Genomic DNA, 19,535 nt, shown 5'->3' with positions numbered 1-19,535 from the left:
CGCGACACGTCAAGCAGCCGCCAGCCCGGGACGTCACGGGCATAGCGGCCAACATCAAAACAGATGTATCATACATCAGTTATTGACTTTAGCGCGTTTCAATGTACGCTGCAGCGCGTAGAGTTCATATCCTAAAATTGAGAGCGATTGGTGATAACCGCCCCACAGTTGCGTGCCGCCAGGGCGTTGCTCGGCATCGATCAGCGCAGGCTTGCTGAATTGTCCGGCCTGTCGGTGCCGACGATCCAGCGCATGGAAGCCAGCGAGTGGATGATCCGGGGCAATGTCGATTCCCTCATGAAGTTGATTGCAGCGCTTGAGGCCGCCGGCATCGAGTTGATCGGAGAAGGTGCGACAAGCCATGTCGGCGGGCGCGGGGTGCGGCTGAAAGAAGGCTCCGGTCAGGTCAGGATTTCCGGCGCCGACAATACGGAAGCCAGGTCCGGCGGGAACCTGTCGTGATTTCGATCGTTGCCCTTCTGCTGTGGGGCGTCGCCGCGCTTTTGGGAACCGCCATGCTGGCCATAGCGGCCAGCCGGCGCGATTCGGCGACACAACTGGTCTACTGTCTTGCTCTTGGCATCGCGGCCGTCATGTTCCTGGCTGCCTCAAGTCATCTGGTCGGCGATCCCGCCGGCGTGTCGGCCGTTACGCTGCCGCTCGGCCTGCCCTGGATCGGCGCCCATTTCCGCCTGGATGCGCTCTCGGCTTTTTTCCTGGTCGTGGTCAACCTCGGCGGCGCCTTCGCCAGCCTCTATGGACTTGGCTATGGCCGTCACGAGTCCGCGCCGCACCGCGTGCTGCCGTTCTTCCCGGCCTTCCTTGCCGGCATGAACCTCGTCGTCCTGGCCGACGATGCTTTCACTTTCCTGTTGTCCTGGGAATTCATGTCGCTCGCCTCATGGGCGCTTGTCATGGCGCACCACCGCGAACCCGATAACAGGCGGGCAGGTTACATCTACCTGGTGATGGCGAGCTTCGGCACGCTGGCGCTGCTGCTCGCCTTCGGTCTGCTGGCCGGACCGGCCGGAACCTATACATTCGACGCGATGCGCGCCGCCGAGCCAACCCGGTTCGTCGCCGCCGCCGTTCTGGCCCTGATGCTGCTCGGCGCCGGCTCCAAGGCCGGCCTTGTCCCTTTGCATGTCTGGCTGCCGCTCGCGCATTCGGCCGCGCCGAGCCACGTCTCGGCGCTGATGAGCGGCGTCATGACCAAAGTCGCCATCTATGGCTTCATACGCGTCATCTTCGACCTGCTCGGCGAGCCGGCGTGGTGGTCGGGCGTCGTCGTGCTTTTCCTCGGCGGCCTGACGGCGGTTCTCGGCATCCTCCACGCCTTGATGGAAAAGGACCTCAAGCGGCTGCTCGCCTACAGCACCATCGAAAACATCGGCGTGATCTTCGTGAGCCTTGGCCTCGCGCTCGCCTTCAAGGCCAACGCGATGCCGTCGGCCGCGGCACTGGCGCTCACCGCGGCGCTCTTCCACGTTCTCAACCATTCCTTTTTCAAGAGCCTGCTGTTCTTCGGCGCCGGCGCCGTGCTGACCGCAACCGGCGAACGCAACATGGAGAAATTGGGCGGCCTTATCCATCGCATGCCGCTGACCAGTTTTGTCTTTCTCGTCGGCTGCGTTTCAATCTCGGCACTTCCGCCCTTCAACGGCTTCGTTTCCGAATGGCTGGCCTTCCAGGCCATCCTGCAGAGCCCTGACCTGCCGCAATGGGGCCTGAAAGTCATGGTGCCCGCGGTCGGTGGCCTGCTGGCACTTTCGGCGGCGCTGGCCGCGGCCTGTTTCGTAAAGGCGTTCGGCATCACATTTCTCGGCCGACCACGCTCCGCGGCGATGGAGCAGGTACGGGAGGTCGATCGCTACTCACTGGCGGCAATGTTCGCTCTCGCGGCCCTTTGCCTGCTTGCCGGCATTCTGCCGGGCTTTGTCATAGACGGAATCTCACCGGTGACGCTGTCGCTCACCGGCAACCGCATGCCGGTGCAGATGGCGCAGCCCTGGTTGTCGATCGTGCCGATCGCCGAGAGCCGCAGCTCTTACAATGGCCTGCTGGTACTCGTGTTCGTCACGATCTCCGCCTCGCTCGCGGCCTTCGTGATCCACCGCTTCGCCTCGCACGCGCTGCGCCGCGGTCCTGCCTGGGGCTGCGGCTTCCCGGATATCAGCCCGGCCGCGCAATACACGGCCGTCAGTTTCGCCCAGCCCATTCGCCGCGTCTTCGGCGCCTTTGCATTCCGTGCCCGGGAAAAGGTGGAAATGCCGCCGCCGGGCGCCACCGGGCCGGCGCGCCTCACCGTGGAAATGCACGATGTGATCTGGGAGACTTTTTACCAGCCGATCGCTGGCGCGGTCGGCTATGCGGCCGAGAAGCTGAACCGTCTGCAGTTCCTCACCATCCGGCGCTATCTGACCTTGGTCTTTCTCTACCTCGTCACCTTGCTTCTGGTGCTCGCGCTATGGCCCTGATCCCTGAACTGGCCGTCCAGGGCGCGCAGATGGTGCTGGTGCTTTTGCTGGCACCGCTGCTGACCGGCTTCGTGCGCAAGGTGAAGGCGAGACTGCAGCGCCGCCGGGGGCCGTCGCTGATCCAGCCCTACCGCGATGTCCTGCGGCTGATGCGCAAGGAGGTCGTCCTGGCGGACAACGCATCCTGGCTGTTTCGCGTGACCCCCTACCTGATCTTTGCCGCCACCTGGGTCGCCGCCGCGCTCATTCCGACATTCGCCACCGGCCTCACCTTCAGTTGGACCGCCGATCTCATCGCCATTGTCGCGCTGCTTGGCAGCGCCCGGTTCTTCCTCGCATTGGCGGGCATGGATGTCGGCACGAGCTTTGGCGGCATCGGCGCAAGCCGCGAGGTGATGATCGCTTCGCTGGCCGAGCCCGCGATGCTTTTGATCGTGTTCAGCCTGGCGCTCGTCGCCGGCGCAACGCAACTCTCCACCGTCGCTGCCTTCATGGCTTCGCCGGATGTCGGTCTGCGGGTGTCGCTCGGCATGTCGCTGATCGCTCTCGTCATCGTGGCGATCGCCGAAAATGCCCGCATACCGGTGGACAACCCGGCGACCCATCTCGAACTCACGATGGTCCACGAGGCGATGGTCCTAGAATATTCCGGCCGCCATCTGGCAATGATCGAGATTGCCACCTTCCTGAAGCTTCTGCTCTATGCCTCGCTGATTTCATGCGTTTTCATGCCCTGGGGGCTGGTGACCTCAGGGGCCAGGCCGCAACTCCTCGTTCTGGGTGCCGTCACCTATGTCGGCAAGCTTGCCGTCTGTGGTATTCTGCTGGCCGTCTTCGAGACCGCCATCGCCAAGATGCGTGTCTTTCGCGTCCCGGATTTCCTGGGCGTGGCGCTGATGCTGGCCCTGCTCGGCACGCTCCTGCTGTTCGTCTCACGGAGCCTCTGATGAACGGCCTCACCTTCGATATCGCCCATCTGCTCGCCGGCGGTCTGGTGCTGGTCAGCTTCATGATGCTCTATCAGGATCGCCTGTTTGCGTTGATCAACGTCTTTGCGCTCCACGCGGTCGTGCTTGCCCTGTCCGTGGCCTGGCAGGCCTATGTCCAGGACGCTCACCATCTCTACGTCACCGCGGCGATCGCCCTGGTGTTCAAGGCGATCGTCATTCCCGTCGGGCTTCACCGCATCATCCAGCGGCTCGGCATCCACCGCGACATCGAGACCGCTGTCGGCATCGGTCCGACCATGCTGGCCGGAATAGGCCTGGTGACGCTGTCCATGGTGCTGATGCTGCGGGTCACCCCCGACGCCGATCCGCTGGCGCGCGAAGATCTGGCCTTCGCGCTGTCCATCATCCTGCTAGGCCTGCTGGTGATGGTCACCCGCCGGAATGCCGTCAGTCAGGTTGTCGGCTTCATGTCGCTGGAGAACGGCCTTGTGCTCGCCGCCACCGGCGCCAAGGGCATGCCGCTGGTGGTCGAGATCAGCGTCGCCTTCTCGATCCTGATCGCCTTCATCGTCATCGGTGTCTTCCTGTTCCGCATCCGCGAGCGGTTCGATTCGGTCGATGTCGGCGCGCTCGACGACTACAGGGGGGAACGCCGTTGACCGCGTTTTCCTTCGACGCCGTGGCCGCCATCCTGCTGATACCGCCCTTGGCGGCAGCGCTGATGGCCGCGTTGCCGAACTACAAGGTGACGGCCCGCCTGAATGTCGTCGCCAGCCTGCTGACCTTGCTTGCGGCACTCTCGCTTTTTGTCACCGACCGGCCGCAGCCGGGACAGTATCTCCTGGTCGACGATCTCAACATCGTCTTCATCGTGCTCAACACATTCGTCGGCTTCACGACCAGTATATTCAGCGCGACCTATATCGCCCACGAGCTGGAGACCGGCCGGCTGACCGCGCCGAACCTCAGATTCTATCACGCAATGTACCAGATCATGATGTTCGGCATGAACCTCGCCTTCGTGTCGAACAACATCGGCCTGATGTGGGTGGCGGTGGAGCTTGCCACGCTGACCACTGTGCTGATGGTCGGTATCTATCGCACGCACGAAGCGCTGGAGGCCGCCTGGAAGTATTTCATCCTGGGAAGCGTCGGCATCGCGCTTGCGCTGTTCGGCACCATCCTCGTCTACATGGCCGCGCAACCGGTCGTCGGCGAGGGCACCAATGCCATGGTCTGGACAGTGCTCATCGAACAGGCGGCGCGTTTCGACCCGGCTTTGCTCAACGTCGCCTTCGTCTTTCTGCTGCTCGGCTACGGCACCAAGGTCGGCCTTGCCCCCTTGCATGCCTGGCTGCCCGATGCGCATGCCGAAGGTCCGACGCCGATTTCGGCGGTGCTGTCGGGCCTGCTCTTGAACGTCGCGCTCTATGCCGTTCTGCGCTTCAAGATGTTGCTCGCCGCAAGCCCGCAGGCGATATCCCCAGGACCATTGATGGTGGCAATGGGGCTCACCTCGCTCATCTTCGCGGCCTTCATGCTCTACCGCCGCCGCGACATCAAGCGCCTGTTCGCATACTCCTCTATCGAGCACATGGGCATCATCGTGTTCGCGTTCGGCATGGGCGGCCCGTTGGCGAACTTTGCCGGCCTGCTGCACATGGTCATGCACAGCCTGACCAAGTCGGCGATCTTCTTCGCCGTCGGCCACATCGCGCAGGTCAAGGGCACCCAGAAGATCGACGACATCAAAGGGTTGACGGAAACGCATCCCGGGCTTGGCTGGGCGCTCGTCATCGGCGTCGTTGCCATTGCCGGCCTGCCGCCGCTCGGCATCTTCATGAGCGAATTCCTGATCGTGAGCTCGACATTTGCAAGACAGCCGCTTCTGGCGATCCCGTTGGTGTTCGGGCTTCTGCTCGCCTTCGGCGCCCTGCTGCTTCGGCTGACCGGCGTCGCCTTCGGCGAGCCGCGCGGCAGCACTGCGCCGGTCGAGGCATCCTATGTGCCGATGTATTCCCACCTGGCTTTGGTGTTTGCCGCCGGCATCTATCTGCCGGCGCCCCTGGTCGCCTGGTTCCAGCATGTCGCGACCATCCTGGGATGAAGCGGATGAGCAAAAGGAAGATGCCCGCGCTGACCGACCTCATCGAGGCCGGCCGTCCTGTTGAACGCCATGCCCCCTGGCGACGCGCCATGGTGGCTTCAAAAACCTGGAACCTTGCCGTCGAGCAGCTTGCCGAAGGCCGCTGGAGCCTGCTCGGCCTCTGGGGCGAGCCGGAGACCGTCCACATGGCGCTTCTCGACGCGGCTGATATCGGTGTCATCAGCCTGAAATGCCCCGGCGGCCGCTACCCGTCGGTCGGCCAGCGGCATCCGCCGGCACTGCGGCTCGAACGTGCAGCCTCGGATCTGTTCGGGCTCTCGCCGCAGGGCCTTCCGGACACCCGTCGCTGGCTTGACCATGGCCAGTGGGGAGTGAGCCATCCCCTGGCTGTGGCGCCCCAGCCTCCAGCCGCGGCGTCTTCCTACCGCTTCCTTGCCGCGGAGGGCGAGAGCCTGCACCAGATCCCGGTCGGACCTGTGCATGCCGGCATCATCGAGCCGGGGCATTTTCGATTTACCGCGAGCGGCGAAACGATCGTGCGGCTGGAGGAGCGTCTCGGCTATGTGCACAAGGGCATAGAAGGCCTGATGAAAGGCTCGCCTGTCGATCGCGCCGCCCGACTGGCGGGCAGGACCTCCGGCGACAGCACCGTGGCCTATTCGCTTGCCTTTGCCCGAGCCGCCGAAGCGGCTTTGGGCGTCGACGTGCCGCGGCGCGCCGTCTGGCTACGGGCGCTGATGGCCGAGTTGGAGCGCCTCGCCAACCATCTCGGCGATATAGGCGCCATCTGCAACGATGCTGCCTTCGCGATCATGCTTGCCCATTGTGGCGCGCTGCGCGAACGTGTGCTGCGCGCAAGCGACGCGGCTTTCGGCCATCGCCTGATGCGCGACCGTGTCGTGCCCGGCGGAGCGGCAAGCGACCTGAGCGAAGAAGGGACGGTCGCGATCCGGTCCGTGATCGCCGAGATCAGACAGCGCTTTCCTGATCTGGTCGAGCTCTACGACAACACCGCCTCGCTGCAGGACCGCACCGTCGCCACAGGTCGGCTCAAGGGGGAACTCGCCCGGCAATATGCAGCCGGCGGCTATGTCGGGCGGGCTTCGGGCCGCGACTTCGACGCGCGCCGCAGCCCAGGCTACCCGCCCTACGACGAACTCGCCTTCGATGTGCCTGTGCTGCAGGAAGGCGACGTCAATGCGCGCGTCTGGATACGCATCCGCGAGGTCGAGCAGAGCCTGTCGCTGGTGGAACAGATCCTTGAGCGCCTGCCGGGTGGCCCGATCCGTGTCGACGTCGCCGCGGCGAACGGGCCGCGCGAGGGCATGGCGCTGGTCGAGGGGTTCCGCGGCGACATCCTGGCTTGGCTGCGCATCGGCGAGGCCGGCATGGTCGAGCGCTGCCACCTGCGCGACCCCTCGTGGTTCCAATGGCCGCTTCTCGAGACAGCGATCGAGGGCAACATCGTCGCCGACTTTCCGCTCTGCAACAAGTCGTTCAACTGCTCCTATTCCGGCCATGATCTCTAGACCCGCAATCGCAAACCTTCGGTTCGGAAAAGATCACGGTCGAACAAGACCAACCCTGCTCTAAGGCATTCCGTCATGCGCAAGCTTCTCTTCGAAAGCCTGGTCAGACCCCCTCTCACCGAGCACCCGCCCTTGGCGAGCGATGCGGCGGTCGACGAACTGGCCCGCGCCCTCGACGGTGCCGCCCGCGAGCGGCTGGGCCGAAGCTTGTCGGTCCGAGCCGTCGATGCCGGTTCCTGCAACGGTTGCGAACTCGAAATGCACGCGCTGAACAACGTCTTCTACGACATCGAGCGCTTCGGCATCCGCTTCGTCGCCTCGCCGCGCCACGCCGATGTGCTGCTCGTCACCGGGCCGGTGACGAAGAACATGCGCGAGGCCTTGCTGCGGACCTGGGACGCGACCCCCAATCCCAAATGGCTGGTCGCACTCGGTGACTGCGCCAGGAACGGCGGCTGCTTCGCCGGCAGCTACGCCGTCGTTGGCGGCGTGTCGGAGGTGCTGCCCGTAGATCTCCACATCCCCGGCTGCCCGCCGCCACCGATCGAGATTTTGAAGGGCCTGCTCGCCTTGCTCGAAGGAGTGAATGCAATTCACCGAGGGTGAACCGTGAGCTATGCGCTTGAGGCTGGCTCGTCGATCGAAGTCCTTGGCACTACGAGCGAAGGCGGGACCACCGCGGCAATTGCAATGACAGTGCTGTTCGCTGTAGCCATTCTCAGCTTGATTTCAGAGGGAGACGCGGCATGGACCGATTCACCGGCGGTTGCCTGTGCGGCAATGTCCGAATTGCGGCGTCGGGACTCCCATATCGGGTCGGCATCTGTCACTGCCTCGACTGCCGCAAGCATCATGGAGGCCTTTTCTACGCTGCCGCGGTATTTCCTCAGGATGCGGTGACGATCGATGGCGAAACACGCGATTACGCCGGGCGGTTTTTCTGTCCCCGCTGCGGCTCGTCCGTTTTCGCGCGCAGCGCGGACGAGATTGAAGTGCACCTGGGATCCCTGGATGCCCCCGACCAGCTGATGCCGACCTATGAAAGCTGGACCGTCCGTCGCGAGTCCTGGTTGCCGCCGTTTCCGCTTACGAGGCGATACGAGCGCGATCGTGACGCCACGGGTCGCTCGGAGGAGTAAGTCGCACACATGAACGGTGCGGAGGCGGCGCTGCGAGCTGACCGAGATTCGCCTTCATCAAAACCTGACGCATCACTCCGGGAGGCCGGCCTTGCGGAAGCCATCAACGAAATGATCGAGCGTTGCGGCATCGCGGAATGGTTCCGTCGTGACCCAGAAGCGGGTCGTGAAATGCGGGTTGCTGACAAGAAACAGTTCGACCTCCGCGCGCGCCTCGTCGAGCCGGCCGAGTTGCGCGAGGCTTGCCGCCAGGAAACGGCGTGAGCTTGTGCGATAAGTCTCGTCCCTGCGCAGTGTCTCGACCGCGGCTTCGTATTCGCGCGCCGCATATTGCGCCTGGCCGAGCGTCAGATAGTACCAGCTTGCTGGAAACGGGTTCAGGCGGAACGCCTTGCGGATCTGCTCAAGGCCTTCCTCGACCCGCCCGGCCAATGTCGTGATGTCGGCCAGTGTCGCCCAGGCGTCGGCCTCGTTCGGGTCGAGCTCGAACGCCTTGGCGAATTCGGCATCCGCCTCGTCAAAGCTGCGCTCATAGGCAAGCAGATTGGCCAGCACCCAGTGGCAGCCGGCATCATTGGCATCGATCGCTACGGCTTTACGCGCCAGTTCCAAGGCAACGCTACGGTTGGGTTCAATGGGTTGGCCCCAATGCACCCATCCCATCCAGTGATTCATGGCAAGCCAGCGGTAGGCCTCGGCGTATGCCGGATCGAGCGAGACGGCGCGGGTGAGCATCAGATGCGCTTCCCGCGCCGTCTGCGGCGAATCGTCGATCAACTTGCGCGCCCGCACGCAGAGATCGTAAGCCTCGAGATTTTTGGGCCGACTGCGCGGTGGCGGTGCACGCAGCCGGCCGAGCAAGGCCTCCACGATCTTTGCCGTCACCTCGTCCTGAACGGCAAAGATATCTTCCAAACTGCGATCGAAGCGTTCCGCCCATAGATGTTCGCCGCTGGCCGCGTCGACCAGCTGTGCGTTGATGCGCACACGCCCAGCGGCACGTCTTGCACTACCCTCCAGCAAGTAGCGCACACCAAGATCCTCGGCGATCCCCCGCACGTCCATCGCCTTTCCTTTGTAGGCAAAGGTGGAGTTGCGAGCGATGACGAACAGGTCGGAGATCCTGGACAGGTCAGTGATCAGGTCTTCGGTCAACCCATCCGCGAAGGAGTCCTGCTCGGGATCGTTGCTGAAATTGACGAAGGGCAGCACCGCTATCGATGGTTTGTCGGGCAGCGGCAAAGGTTTTCGCTTCGCGCTGCCGAGCTGTTCGATGGCCCCGGTGAAGCGGTAGCCGACGCGCGGAACCGTCGCGATCCATTCACCGTCCCCATTGCCGGCATCACCGGCCGGACCGAGCAGCTTGCGCAGCTGTGAGATCTGGACGGTGAGGTTGCCTTCCTCGACGGCCGTGCCTGGCCACGCCGCGTCCATCAACTCGGCCTTCCCAAGGATTTCGCCGGGCCGTTCGACGAGCGCCGCAAGCAGCTTAAGCCCGCGGTAGCCAACGGCAACGGGGACATCGTTCCGAAGCAGCGTTCCCGCATCGGAATCAAGCACGAACGGACCAAAGGCAAAGCGCGATCCCATGGGCGCATCTATAGAGCAATTCCAGGAAAAGTGTGAGACGGTTTCCTGTCCGGAATTGCGTCAAAACAAAGAGTTAGAGCAGTTTGTCGGTTCCGGGAACCGGTGAGCTGCTCTAGCCCGTTTGGAAGTTTTGAGAACTATTTGGGAGAGCTTAATTACGACGCCGGTCGTATCCTGCAGAATTCAACCTCTTTCAGGTCGAGGGTCACCGGATCCTCAAACCATTAGGAGGTTGCCATGAACGATACCCTTGCGTCGGCTCCGCATCAGGCAGCGCGGCCGGGAACGCCCGGGGGCTTGGCGTCGCGTCGGCCCTACAGCCTGACCACTCTGCGAAGCACTATCGCGACCTGGCGGCAGCAGACACGCTTTCGCTGGGACCTCAAAAGAATGTCGAAGGACAATCCCCATTTGATCGACGACATCGGCCTGACGAGAGCGCAGGTCGAGGAAGAGATCGCCAAGCTGCCCTTCTGGCAACGATAGGGTGCGAATGCTGCAAAAGACATTGCGGGAAGGTGCGACGATACTGCACAACATAGCTTCGCTTATCGGAGGTTCAAGCCACAGACCAGTCCATCAGCGGCAAGCCTGCGGGCATGATCCCTAGGTTTGCGCTCGAGTTGGCAGATGCGCTTGAACTAGATTGCGTGCCGCCATCACATCTGCCGAGGAAAAGCTGTTGTCGAAGCGTCGCAAGATCGCGGCAAGTTGCGTCAGTGCGGCCTCACGCCGGCCCGTCACCACCCCTAGTTCAACCAAACTTGTTGTTGCGCGCAATTCGAAACTCAAAGCGCCGCTCTGTCGCGCCAGCCGAATGGCTTCGTGCAGTCGAGACTCAGCCCCTTCGATATCCCTCTCGCGCCAGTGCATGATGCCCTGGAGGCGCCTCAGCTCGGCGTCGCACCAGTGCTCATCCGTCCGATGGGCATGTTCCAGCGCCTGCTCGACTGAGGCTCGGGCAACGTCGAGTTGATCATGGGATAGCGCTACATCCGCATGCATCGCAAGGCGCATCGGCAAATGAACGAGGAGATTGCATCCGACGAGTTCGTCGATGGCTGCGCGCATTCTTTCGAGCGCGCCCGGAATTTGGTGCTTAGCGTCGATTGTAGCCTGATAGTAACGCGCGAATGGTGGCCAAATTTCATCCTGGATCAGGGCGATATAGCCGGACAGAGCCAATACCCCTCTCTGAGCGACATCGAGAAAACCACACAAAATCGCGACCGGGATTGCTCCCAAGCCTAAGACAAAGGTGCTCGAAACGGTATGCTCCAAACTTCTCGCGGCTTCCGTGGCTTCCAGCGAGGTTTCGAAAGCCTTTCGGGGTTCGCCCGCTGTCCATGCTGCCAAGGCCAAAAACGTTCGGATGGCGACAAAACGGTCGATCACAAACCGCGAGATTTGTGATCGACGAACCACTGTCCCATGTTCGCGAGCCAGTTTTGTCAAACCGTCATGCGCGTAGTTGAGGTCCCCGCAACAGAAACGGATCATCAACTCGTGCCACTGGATGTCTGGCGATGCGGATCCTGGACCGGCGACACCAACGATTGCGCGGAGCTCGGCGAGGGATAGCAGCGCCTCGCGATAACGGCCCGAGAAAAACTGGGCGCCGGCCGATATGCCGACCATGCGAGCGCGATATTCGACATCGCCCAATTCGTCGGCTAAGCGCACGCCCTTTCGCAGAATATCTATTGCGGCATTCAATTCGCGGGCATGGCAGAGGTTGATGCCCTGTACGGCAAATAGCTTCACTTTGAGCATGCGATCGCAACCTGGAAGCGCGTCAATGGCGTTCAACGCGGTCCCGATACGTGATCGATTTTCCACGAATGAAGACAGTTCGCGCCACAGAGGAATCCCCGCAACTGTAAGCCGCACGCCGAGCTGCGGGTCCTGTCCTGCGCCGAACGACCAGTCGATTGCCCGACGTAGATCATTTCCCCAATAGCCATAAAGCGCAGTCCAATCCTCTCTTGTGCGCCAGTTCCACTCGTCCTCGGCGTTCTCGAAGAGAGTCAGCAGATAACGTGAATAGCTGGCCATTGCGGCTGGCTGTTCCCCGCCGGAGCGAAGGCGTTCGCTCGCAAAGCTGCGCGTGCTGTCGAGTAACCGGTAGTGCCGGCGACCAGCATCGTAGCTGAGCGACAACAAAGATCGGGCGGCAAGGTTCTCCAGGCCGACAGCAAGGTGCTCCGCTGACGCCAAGTGCCCGCACACGCCGAGGACATTGTCCAGTGCGAATGTGCCACCGAATACGGATAGATGACGCAACAGACGGGCCTCGTGCTCCGAAAGCAGCCTATAGCTCCAGTCCAGTGTCGCCATCAGCGTGGTATGGCGGGGCGTCGCCCCGTCCGCCGGCGACGCCAGCAAGTCGAAGCTTTCCTCCAACAGGCCGAGCAGCATGGCAGGCCCCTTGACGGACAAACGTGGCGCCGCCAATTCAATAGCCAGCGGAATTCCATCCAAACGGCGGCTGATTGCGGCGAGCAAGTGTATGTCCGCCTCCTTCAACCGGTAGCCTTGCGCCGCAGCGCGGTGCACCAGCAGTTCCACTGCGGGGAAGCTCATCGCCGAGCCCGCCGCAGTCTCGCTCTCCCCGGGACAAAGGAGCGGTGCAAGTCGATAGACCGACTCCCGCCTGCACCGAAGGGGTTCACGGCTCGTCGCGACAATCATGAATTTGGGAAGCGCGTCGCTCAGGTAGTCTGCAATGGTCGCCGCAGCGCTCAGCACATGCTCGCAATTGTCGAGTACCAGCAACATCTCCCGGCCGCGCATCGACTCGACAAGCCCCGGAACAATATCGATACGATTGCTGCGCACCCCGAGCGCAAAAGCGATTGCCGGAGCGACGAGGTGTGGATCCTCGATCGCCGCGAGGTCGACGAAACAGACGCCATCCTGCAACGGCTCTCCAATCTGCCGCGCAATGGTTACCCCAATGCTCGTCTTGCCGACGCCCGCTGGTCCAACGATCGTCAGCAGCCTGGTCTTCAGGAGGTATTCAGCGAGTTCGACTATTGCATCATCGCGACCGATAAGGGCCGATGTGGCGGGCAGTTCGCCGGTGATCCTCCTGACCGAGTCCGGGACAGAGGTCTCGTCGGATGAGGCGAGGACGCGTAGCGGTGCGACAAAACGGTAGCCGCGGCCGGGAACGGTTGCGATATAGGAGTGCTCGGACGCGATAGTCGCAAGCGCACGCCGCAGAGCGGCTATGTTGACCTTTAGATTCTCCTCTTGGACGAATGTGTTCGGCCAGGCGAAGCGAATGAGTTCGTCCTTGGTGACTAATTGCCCGGACCTACCAACCAAGGCATGCAGAAGATCGAGCGCGCGCGAGCCTACTCGGATTCGAACATCGTGGTGAAGCAACAATTGGCGAGCTGGAATGAATCGGAAGTCGCCGAAGCAGTAAATGCCACCGTCAGCCTCGTCCGCCTGCTTCATGGCTTTTCATCTCGCGCCGCCAGGCATCTGCTTTTTTGTTCGCCGCGTAGTTAGTCCTTCTGCTCCCCACCCATAGGAAGCCGGATACACAACACTTCCTCTATCAAAATTACCTATTTTTACCATCAATTTCGTACGTTTGGTCATAACGTGCCTCGAAGGCGAAATCGCTCGCGCGCTATCGGTCATCCAAGCGCCCCGAAACAATCGCCTCAAACACGTCACAGTTGCTGGGGAGCAACTCCAACCGTATCCTGAGACGCGCGCAATCAGCTTACGACATATAGCCGAATTGACCTCCGAAAGAGCAATCCTAAAGCGAGCAGTCTGATGCCTTGTTCTCGTACCACCCTCACGCTGGCCGATGCGAAGCAGATGCTCGAGGCGGGTGAAGCCAAGGCCGTGAGCTTCGGAATTCCATATAATATTGCCGTTGTTGATTCTGGCGGTGCCCTCATGGCGTTTTCGCGTCAGGACGGCGCACTGATCGGAAGCATCGATCTTGCCATAGGCAAGGCGACGACGGCGCGTCTGTTCGATAAGACGACCGCCTACTTGAATCAACTCGCGCAGCCCGGCGCACCGCTTTTCGGCATCGAGCAAAGCAATGGCGGGAGGGTCGTTATCTTCGGCGGGGGAGTACCGGTCCGAGTTGATGGCGAAATCGTGGGCGCAGTTGGCGCGAGCGCCGGCACTGTCGAGCAGGACATTTCGGTCGCAGAGGCGGCCGTCGCAGCCATTACCCTAAGCAACGCCTAAAGAGACGTTGCGACGAAATCGGCGCGCATCGCATTCAACCGACGATATGAAGATTTATAGTCAAGCAACTTTCAGCGCGATGCGCGTACGAATCGTCCCGGAAGTCGATTTCACTCTTTTGAAGCCCAATGCAGCGCGGTGCCGTCCCGGCTACGGTTAAAAGAAGTAAATTCTGGGCAATCATCTTGCACGCGTTATTGGCAGCCTTGCGGGCCGCCATTACGGTTGCGCGCAATAGCCATGTACCGACAACCGAGGGAAGGCTTAGATGTTTGATATTACGGTCAATGGCGTTAAGCATCAGGTCGACGTAGTACCCGAGATGCCTTTGCTCTGGGTTTTGCGAGATGAGCTCGGCATCACGAGTCCAAAATATGGTTGCGGAATAGCCCTGTGCGGCGCCTGTACGGTGCAAGTCGATGGCGAGGCCGTCCGCTCCTGCCAGGCGCGCATGGCCGACGTCGCCGGCAAGGCGGTAACGACGATCGAAGGGGTTGGCAACGGCAAGCTGCACCCGGTGCAGGAGGCATGGATCGAGCACCAGGTTGCGCAGTGCGGCTACTGCCAGACGGGGCAGATGATCCAGGCGATCTCGCTGCTCAAAACGCATCCCAAGCCGACCGACAAGGACATCAACGAGGTCATGTCGGGCAATCTCTGCCGATGCGGAACGTATGAACGCATCCGCGTCGCGATCCACGCCGCCGCCGAGAAGATCGGAGGGGAGTGAGATGGGCGCTACGCCAGCACTTTCCCGCCGCGCCTTCGTATTTGGCTCCGCGGCCGTCGCCGGAGGTGTGGTTTTTGGGTCGTATGGTCGAGCCGAGGAAACGCCCGCTTCTCCGGCCGCGACGAACCCGCTGGCGGCGGATCTCGGACCGGACTCAGTCGCCTTCAATCCTTGGGTCGAGATCAGTCCGGACAGGATCACGCTCATTGCGCAGCATGCCGACATCGGACAGGGCATTGGTTCCATCCAGCCGGTGATGATCGCGGAGGAACTGGACCTGGAACTCGGCCAGTTCGAGGTTCGCTTCGCCGGGCCCAGCCCCGCCTATTTCAACACCGGCTTCGCGCACGAAATCGCCCCGTTCATGGCGGCGGACCAGAGCCCCGACGCCGAGAAGGGGCGGGCGGCTGCGCTGGAATGGCTGCGGCAGTCCGGCCTGCAGATGACCGGAGGCTCCAGCGCGATTCCGGATACCTACGAAAAGTTGCGCGTCGCCGGCGCCGTCGCGCGGGAGACGCTGAAGGCCGCGGCAGCCAAGCGCAGCGGCGTTGCTGTCGCAGATATCCGCACCGAGGCGGGCCATGTACTCCTGCCGGACGGGACCAAAATCCCCTACGTCGCGCTTTCAGCGGAGGCTGCGAAGATACCGCCGGTCACCGACGTCAAGCTGCGTGACCCGTCGCACTGGCGCTTGATCGGCAAGCCGATGGAGCGGCTCGACACCCGCGCCAAGGTTACCGGCGAAATCATGTTCGGCATCGATCGCAAGATGGACGGCATGGTCTATGCGGCCGTCAAACTCAATCCCAATAAGGGCCAACCGATTCGGTCGTACGATGCGAGCAAAGCACAGTCGATGCCCGGCGTCCGGCAGATCCTGAAGATGTCGAACGGCGTCGCGGTCATCGCGACGAACAGCTGGTACGCCATGCAGGCGGCCGAACGCATAGAGTGTGTGTGGGAACCGTCCAAATACCCGGCCGAGCAAGCCGGGCACTGGGACATCGTGCAATCCTCCTTCACCCCGGAATTCCTCGCCAAGCAGTGGCGCAACGATGGCGATATCGATGCCGGTCTAAAAGAGGGGACGTTGCTCGAGGCGGAGTACCGGGCGCCCTATGTCGGCCACCAGCCACTGGAACCACTCAACGGCATCGGCATCGTGAACGATGACGGGATGGAAATCTGGGTCGGCCACCAGACGCCGCAATCGGTGCAGTACATTGCGGCAAATGCGATCGGCATGAAGCCAGAACAGGTCACCTTCCACAATGAGTGGTCGGGTGGAAGCTTCGGCCACCGCCTCGAATTCGAAAACGTCAGGGCACTCGCCGAGATCGCGAACCAGCTACGCGGAACGCCGGTGAAGATCGTCTTCTCTCGCGAACAGGACTTCCTGCAGGATATCCCGCGGCAGATCGCGATGGGCAGGTATCGGGGCAGCGTCAAGGACGGCAAAATCGTCGCGGCTGATGTTCAGGTGGCGGCCACGCCTCCCTTCAAGGAACTGCTGGGGCGCATGGGCATGCCACCAAATGCCCCCGATGGCCAATTGGCCGTGGGTATCTGGAACATGTACTACGACATCCCCAACTATCGTGCGAGCAGCTTCGAGGTGCAGGGCGTGTCGCCATCCACCACCTGGCGGTCGGTGGGCGCGTCGGCCAACGGCTTCTTCACAGAAAGCTTCATCGACGAACTGATCCATGCGGCCGGGCTCGATCCGCTCCAGGCGCGCATCGACATGTGCAAGGTCCCGATCTACCGCACGCTGCTCGAAACGGTCGGCGAGATGGCCGACTGGAAGGGTCCGCTCGGCAACGGGAAGGGTCGCGGCGTCGCCTTCGTCGAGGCCTTCGGCACCGCGGTCGCCGAGATTGTCGAAGTGACCATGACGGATGCCGGCATCAAGATCGATAGGGTCTGGGTGGCTGCCGATGTCGGCAAGGTCCTCGATCCCGTCAATTTCGAGAACCAGGTCCAGGGCGGCGTCGTCTGGGGTCTTGGCCACGCCATGAACTGCGAACTCACCTATGCCAACGGAGCCGTCCAGCAGACCAACTACAACCACCACGAAGCGATGCGGATGTATCAGTGTCCGGTAATCGAGGTGCGCGGGCTGGAGAACGACTACACGGTGCGGGGCATCGGGGAGCCTCCCGTACCGCCGGCGGCGCCGGCGCTCGCCAATGCGATCTTCGCTGCGACGGGCAAGCGCATCCGCGAGATGCCGTTCAACAAATTCATCGACTTCGTTTGAGGGGGGGCAGTCATGGACAGATTCCTGATTGCCATTGCGCTCGCTGCTTCAACGTTGGCGCCTCTGACAGTGATGGTTTACGCGGAAGGGGAGGGTTCCAGGGATGCACTGCCGCCAGGCAGCGTCAGCCAAGCGGCAGGTCTGGAAGCATGGCAACGGATCGAGGCGGTTGTTACCCATCCGCGTTGCGCAAACTGCCATGTCGACGCCGGCGGGATTCCGATTTGGGCTCTTGCAGGTGAAAAGGAGGATCGTGTCCATGGCATGAATATCCATGGCGGCGTAAGCCGGATTGGTGCCGAAGCGATGCCCTGTTCGACATGCCACATGACATCCACTCTCCCGAACGACCCTGCTCCCGCGCCGCCGCGCGCGGGTATTCCTTGGCAGCTCGCTCCTGTGGAGTTTCTTTGGTACGGTCAAAGTGGCGCCGAAATCTGCAAGCAGCTCAGCGATCCAGCCCGCAACGGCGGTCGCGATGCCGTCGCCCTGCTCGATCATCTTCGGCATGATGCGTCACTAAGCGGGTTTATTCCGCGAGGGTGGGAGCCAGGGGAGGGTCGCAGCACGCCGCCGGGAACCTTCGAGGACCACGTGCGGGATATGGCGGAATGGGGAGCCGCTGGACAACCATGCCCGAAATGACGCTGTTTTTGACATTCAGGAGAACAACTGACCGCCGTCGCAGTAGGCATACGCATCGTGCTGGCGGCTGCGCCCGATATGCGCTGGGGGTTTGAGCACGGCGGCGTCCCACCGCCATCGTCGAGCGGGCATGCGGAACAAAACTTGAGCATGACCCGATAGTGCAGGCAAGAACAGGCATGGTCCTCGCAACAGGTCATCCCAGATACGACCAGATGTTCCCTGTCCTGGAGCCGCGCGACATCGAGCGGTTGAAGCGCTTCGGCAGGAGCGTGACGTATCTCGCCGGCACGCAGATCGCGAAGACCGGCAGCCTGGCCCCGGCTTCGTCGTGCCTAACCTACACCTCGTGCAATTGACTGGAAAATAAGAAGAAATTGGCGCACCCGACAGGATTCGAACCTGTGACCTCTGCCTTCGGAGGGCAGCGCTCTATCCAGCTGAGCTACGGGTGCTTTCAGGATCGGCGATCCGGAAAACGAACCGGTCGGTGAACCGGCCAGTCACGGCTTCTTAGCGGAAGCGGAAGCAGGCTTCAACGGTCAATTGGGATAGCTTCCTTAGGGCATGGCGCGACCCCAGCCAGCGCGTCACCCTTCGCCACCCGCCTCCGCCCCCGGCGTCGCCCGCTTCGGCTATCCGCCCCCGCCAGCTCGCGCATCGCTTTCAGTTGCATCTCTGCCGGCCGCGTCCATTGGCGCAAGATCAAATAGTCGAGCTTTTCGTGCAGGTGCCGCACTTCCAGCTTTTCCCGACTGTCTATGGATTCGGCAAACCCGGTGGCGGCAAACCGGGGAGTGGCGAAGCGGTCTGCTGCTGCCCTGCGTACATCAGCCGTGTCTTGGTATCCGCGCTCGTTGGCGAGAGGCTGCGCTGGATCAGCGTCTCGACATGGTCGTTGCGCTGGCGCGCGCTGTCGGCGCCCATCACCACGATGATGAGCCGGCGCCCGTCGGCGTCGTAGGAGGTGACGATGTTGAAGCCGGAGGCCCTGATATAGCCGGTCTTGATGCCGTTGACGCCGCGCACCCGGCCGAGCATGTCGTTATGGCCGCGCACCAGCCGGCCGCGGAACATGAAGTCGCTTTCGGAGAAATAGTGGAACTGCTGCGGGAAGCGGGCGCGCAGCGCCATGCCCAGCACCGCCATGTCGCGCGCCGTGGTGTGCTGGTCGCCGTCCGGCAGTCCCGAAGCGTTGCGGAAGACGGTGCTGCGCATGCCGATCTGCCGCGCCTTGGCCGTCATTGCGGCGGCGAATGCGTCTTCGCTGCCGCCGAGATATTCGGCGACGGCGACTGCCACGTCGTTCGCCGATTTGACGACGATCGCCCTGATCGCCGAATCGACATCGATCGTCTCGCCGCGCCTGAAGCGCAGCTTGGTCGGCGGCTGCCTGGCGGCATTGTCCGAGACCGGGATCCGCGTCTCTTTGCTGACGCGGCCTGAATCCAGCGCCTCGAACAGCAGGTAGAGCGTCATCATCTTGGTCAGCGACGCCGGATAGCGCGGCGCCGTCGAATTCACCTCGAACAGCGTCTGGCCGGTTCTGGCGTCGACCACGATCGCCGCATATTTCTGCGGCGCCGCCGGCACCGCCAGCATGGTCTCCGGCGGCGTCGTCGTGCAGCCGGCGACGAGCGCCAGCAGCGCGAACGCCGCGACAAATCTCTGGATAAGCGGAAAGGGACGCGGTTTGGACAAGATGGTCTATTCTGAAGGCAAGCTGTTGCTGAGACTGATGGAATCTAGCCTAACCCGGTTGCCGCGTCCATTTGGTTAATGCCGTCCCGCCCGGGATTGTCGGCCAGCCTGATGTGAAATGCTGGCCACGCAGCTTGCTTAACGGGCGCTGAGCGAGTTTGCTGATGCGGCAGAATCGGCGGG

The 19,535-nt window shown here is 62.3% G+C and carries 17 protein-coding genes and 1 tRNA gene; 14 read left to right on the top strand and 4 right to left on the bottom strand.

The window, feature by feature from the left end; translation table 11 throughout:
• Positions 1-150: 150 nt before the first annotated feature.
• The 8 genes from AC0L2H_RS06045 (at position 151) to AC0L2H_RS06010 (ending at position 8,202) form a co-directional block, all read left to right on the top strand.
• Complete coding sequence (locus AC0L2H_RS06045) at positions 151-462, top strand: helix-turn-helix domain-containing protein (RefSeq protein ID WP_473589343.1); 312 nt, start codon at positions 151-153, stop codon at positions 460-462.
• Complete coding sequence (hyfB, locus tag AC0L2H_RS06040) at positions 459-2,477, top strand: hydrogenase 4 subunit B (RefSeq protein WP_473589342.1); 2,019 nt, start codon at positions 459-461, stop codon at positions 2,475-2,477. Before AC0L2H_RS06045 ends, hyfB begins: the two co-directional genes overlap by 4 nt.
• On the top strand, positions 2,468-3,424 hold the full coding sequence (locus AC0L2H_RS06035) for a respiratory chain complex I subunit 1 family protein (protein WP_473589341.1): 957 nt from the start codon (positions 2,468-2,470) through the stop codon (positions 3,422-3,424). Before hyfB ends, AC0L2H_RS06035 begins: the two co-directional genes overlap by 10 nt.
• A complete protein-coding gene (locus AC0L2H_RS06030) occupies positions 3,424-4,086 on the top strand; it encodes a hydrogenase-4 component E (RefSeq protein ID WP_107652491.1) in 663 nt (220 codons plus the stop codon). Before AC0L2H_RS06035 ends, AC0L2H_RS06030 begins: the two co-directional genes overlap by 1 nt.
• Positions 4,083-5,534 carry a hydrogenase 4 subunit F gene (locus AC0L2H_RS06025; RefSeq protein WP_473589340.1) on the top strand — a complete coding sequence of 484 codons (1,452 nt, stop codon included), beginning with the start codon at positions 4,083-4,085 and terminating at the stop codon, positions 5,532-5,534. Before AC0L2H_RS06030 ends, AC0L2H_RS06025 begins: the two co-directional genes overlap by 4 nt.
• Before the next feature lie 20 nt (positions 5,535-5,554).
• A complete protein-coding gene (locus AC0L2H_RS06020; RefSeq protein ID WP_473589476.1) occupies positions 5,555-7,063 on the top strand; it encodes a hydrogenase large subunit in 1,509 nt (502 codons plus the stop codon).
• A 75-nt stretch (positions 7,064-7,138) separates the two neighbouring features.
• The gene (locus AC0L2H_RS06015) at positions 7,139-7,669 is read left to right on the top strand and encodes an NADH-quinone oxidoreductase subunit B family protein (RefSeq protein WP_473589339.1); all 531 of its coding nucleotides are present in this window, start codon (positions 7,139-7,141) and stop codon (positions 7,667-7,669) included.
• Between the two features lie 140 nt (positions 7,670-7,809).
• The gene (locus AC0L2H_RS06010; RefSeq protein WP_473589338.1) at positions 7,810-8,202 is read left to right on the top strand and encodes a GFA family protein; all 393 of its coding nucleotides are present in this window, start codon (positions 7,810-7,812) and stop codon (positions 8,200-8,202) included.
• 72 nt (positions 8,203-8,274) lie between these two features.
• Here the strand turns inward: AC0L2H_RS06010 and AC0L2H_RS06005 are convergent, their stop codons facing one another.
• Entirely contained in the window at positions 8,275-9,792 is a 1,518-nt protein-coding gene (locus tag AC0L2H_RS06005) for a winged helix-turn-helix domain-containing tetratricopeptide repeat protein (RefSeq protein WP_473589337.1), read from the bottom strand.
• A gap of 237 nt (positions 9,793-10,029) precedes the next feature.
• Here AC0L2H_RS06005 and AC0L2H_RS06000 point away from each other — a divergent pair, with 237 nt between their 5' ends.
• A complete protein-coding gene (locus tag AC0L2H_RS06000) occupies positions 10,030-10,278 on the top strand; it encodes a DUF1127 domain-containing protein (protein ID WP_473589336.1) in 249 nt (82 codons plus the stop codon).
• Positions 10,279-10,398: 120 nt separating this feature from the next.
• Here the strand turns inward: AC0L2H_RS06000 and AC0L2H_RS05995 are convergent, their stop codons facing one another.
• On the bottom strand, positions 10,399-13,257 hold the full coding sequence (locus AC0L2H_RS05995; RefSeq protein ID WP_473589335.1) for an ATP-binding protein: 2,859 nt from the start codon (positions 13,255-13,257) through the stop codon (positions 10,399-10,401).
• Between the two features lie 330 nt (positions 13,258-13,587).
• Here AC0L2H_RS05995 and AC0L2H_RS05990 point away from each other — a divergent pair, with 330 nt between their 5' ends.
• The 5 genes from AC0L2H_RS05990 to AC0L2H_RS05970 all read left to right on the top strand — a co-directional run bounded on the left by AC0L2H_RS05990 (position 13,588) and on the right by AC0L2H_RS05970 (position 18,010).
• The gene (locus AC0L2H_RS05990) at positions 13,588-14,016 is read left to right on the top strand and encodes a GlcG/HbpS family heme-binding protein (protein ID WP_473589334.1); all 429 of its coding nucleotides are present in this window, start codon (positions 13,588-13,590) and stop codon (positions 14,014-14,016) included.
• A gap of 268 nt (positions 14,017-14,284) precedes the next feature.
• The gene (locus AC0L2H_RS05985; RefSeq protein WP_473589333.1) at positions 14,285-14,746 is read left to right on the top strand and encodes a (2Fe-2S)-binding protein; all 462 of its coding nucleotides are present in this window, start codon (positions 14,285-14,287) and stop codon (positions 14,744-14,746) included.
• Between the two features lies 1 nt (position 14,747).
• Positions 14,748-17,006, top strand: a complete 2,259-nt coding sequence (locus AC0L2H_RS05980) for a xanthine dehydrogenase family protein molybdopterin-binding subunit (protein ID WP_473589332.1) — start codon at positions 14,748-14,750, stop codon at positions 17,004-17,006.
• A 12-nt stretch (positions 17,007-17,018) separates the two neighbouring features.
• A complete protein-coding gene (locus tag AC0L2H_RS05975) occupies positions 17,019-17,651 on the top strand; it encodes a hypothetical protein (RefSeq protein WP_473589331.1) in 633 nt (210 codons plus the stop codon).
• 179 nt (positions 17,652-17,830) lie between these two features.
• Positions 17,831-18,010 (top strand): hypothetical protein, encoded by a 180-nt coding sequence (locus AC0L2H_RS05970; protein ID WP_473589330.1) that lies wholly within the window; start codon positions 17,831-17,833, stop codon positions 18,008-18,010.
• A gap of 19 nt (positions 18,011-18,029) precedes the next feature.
• On the opposite strand, the gene AC0L2H_RS05965 is transcribed toward AC0L2H_RS05970, so the two are convergent.
• A tRNA-Arg gene (locus AC0L2H_RS05965) sits at positions 18,030-18,106 on the bottom strand.
• Between the two features lie 304 nt (positions 18,107-18,410).
• Entirely contained in the window at positions 18,411-19,352 is a 942-nt protein-coding gene (locus tag AC0L2H_RS05960) for a D-alanyl-D-alanine carboxypeptidase family protein (RefSeq protein ID WP_473589329.1), read from the bottom strand.
• Positions 19,353-19,535: the final 183 nt, after the last annotated feature.

This window comes from Mesorhizobium sp. WSM4871, from assembly GCF_055811295.1.
Note: the sequence above shows the minus strand (reverse complement) of the source record. Positions and strands in the feature narration are given on the sequence as shown.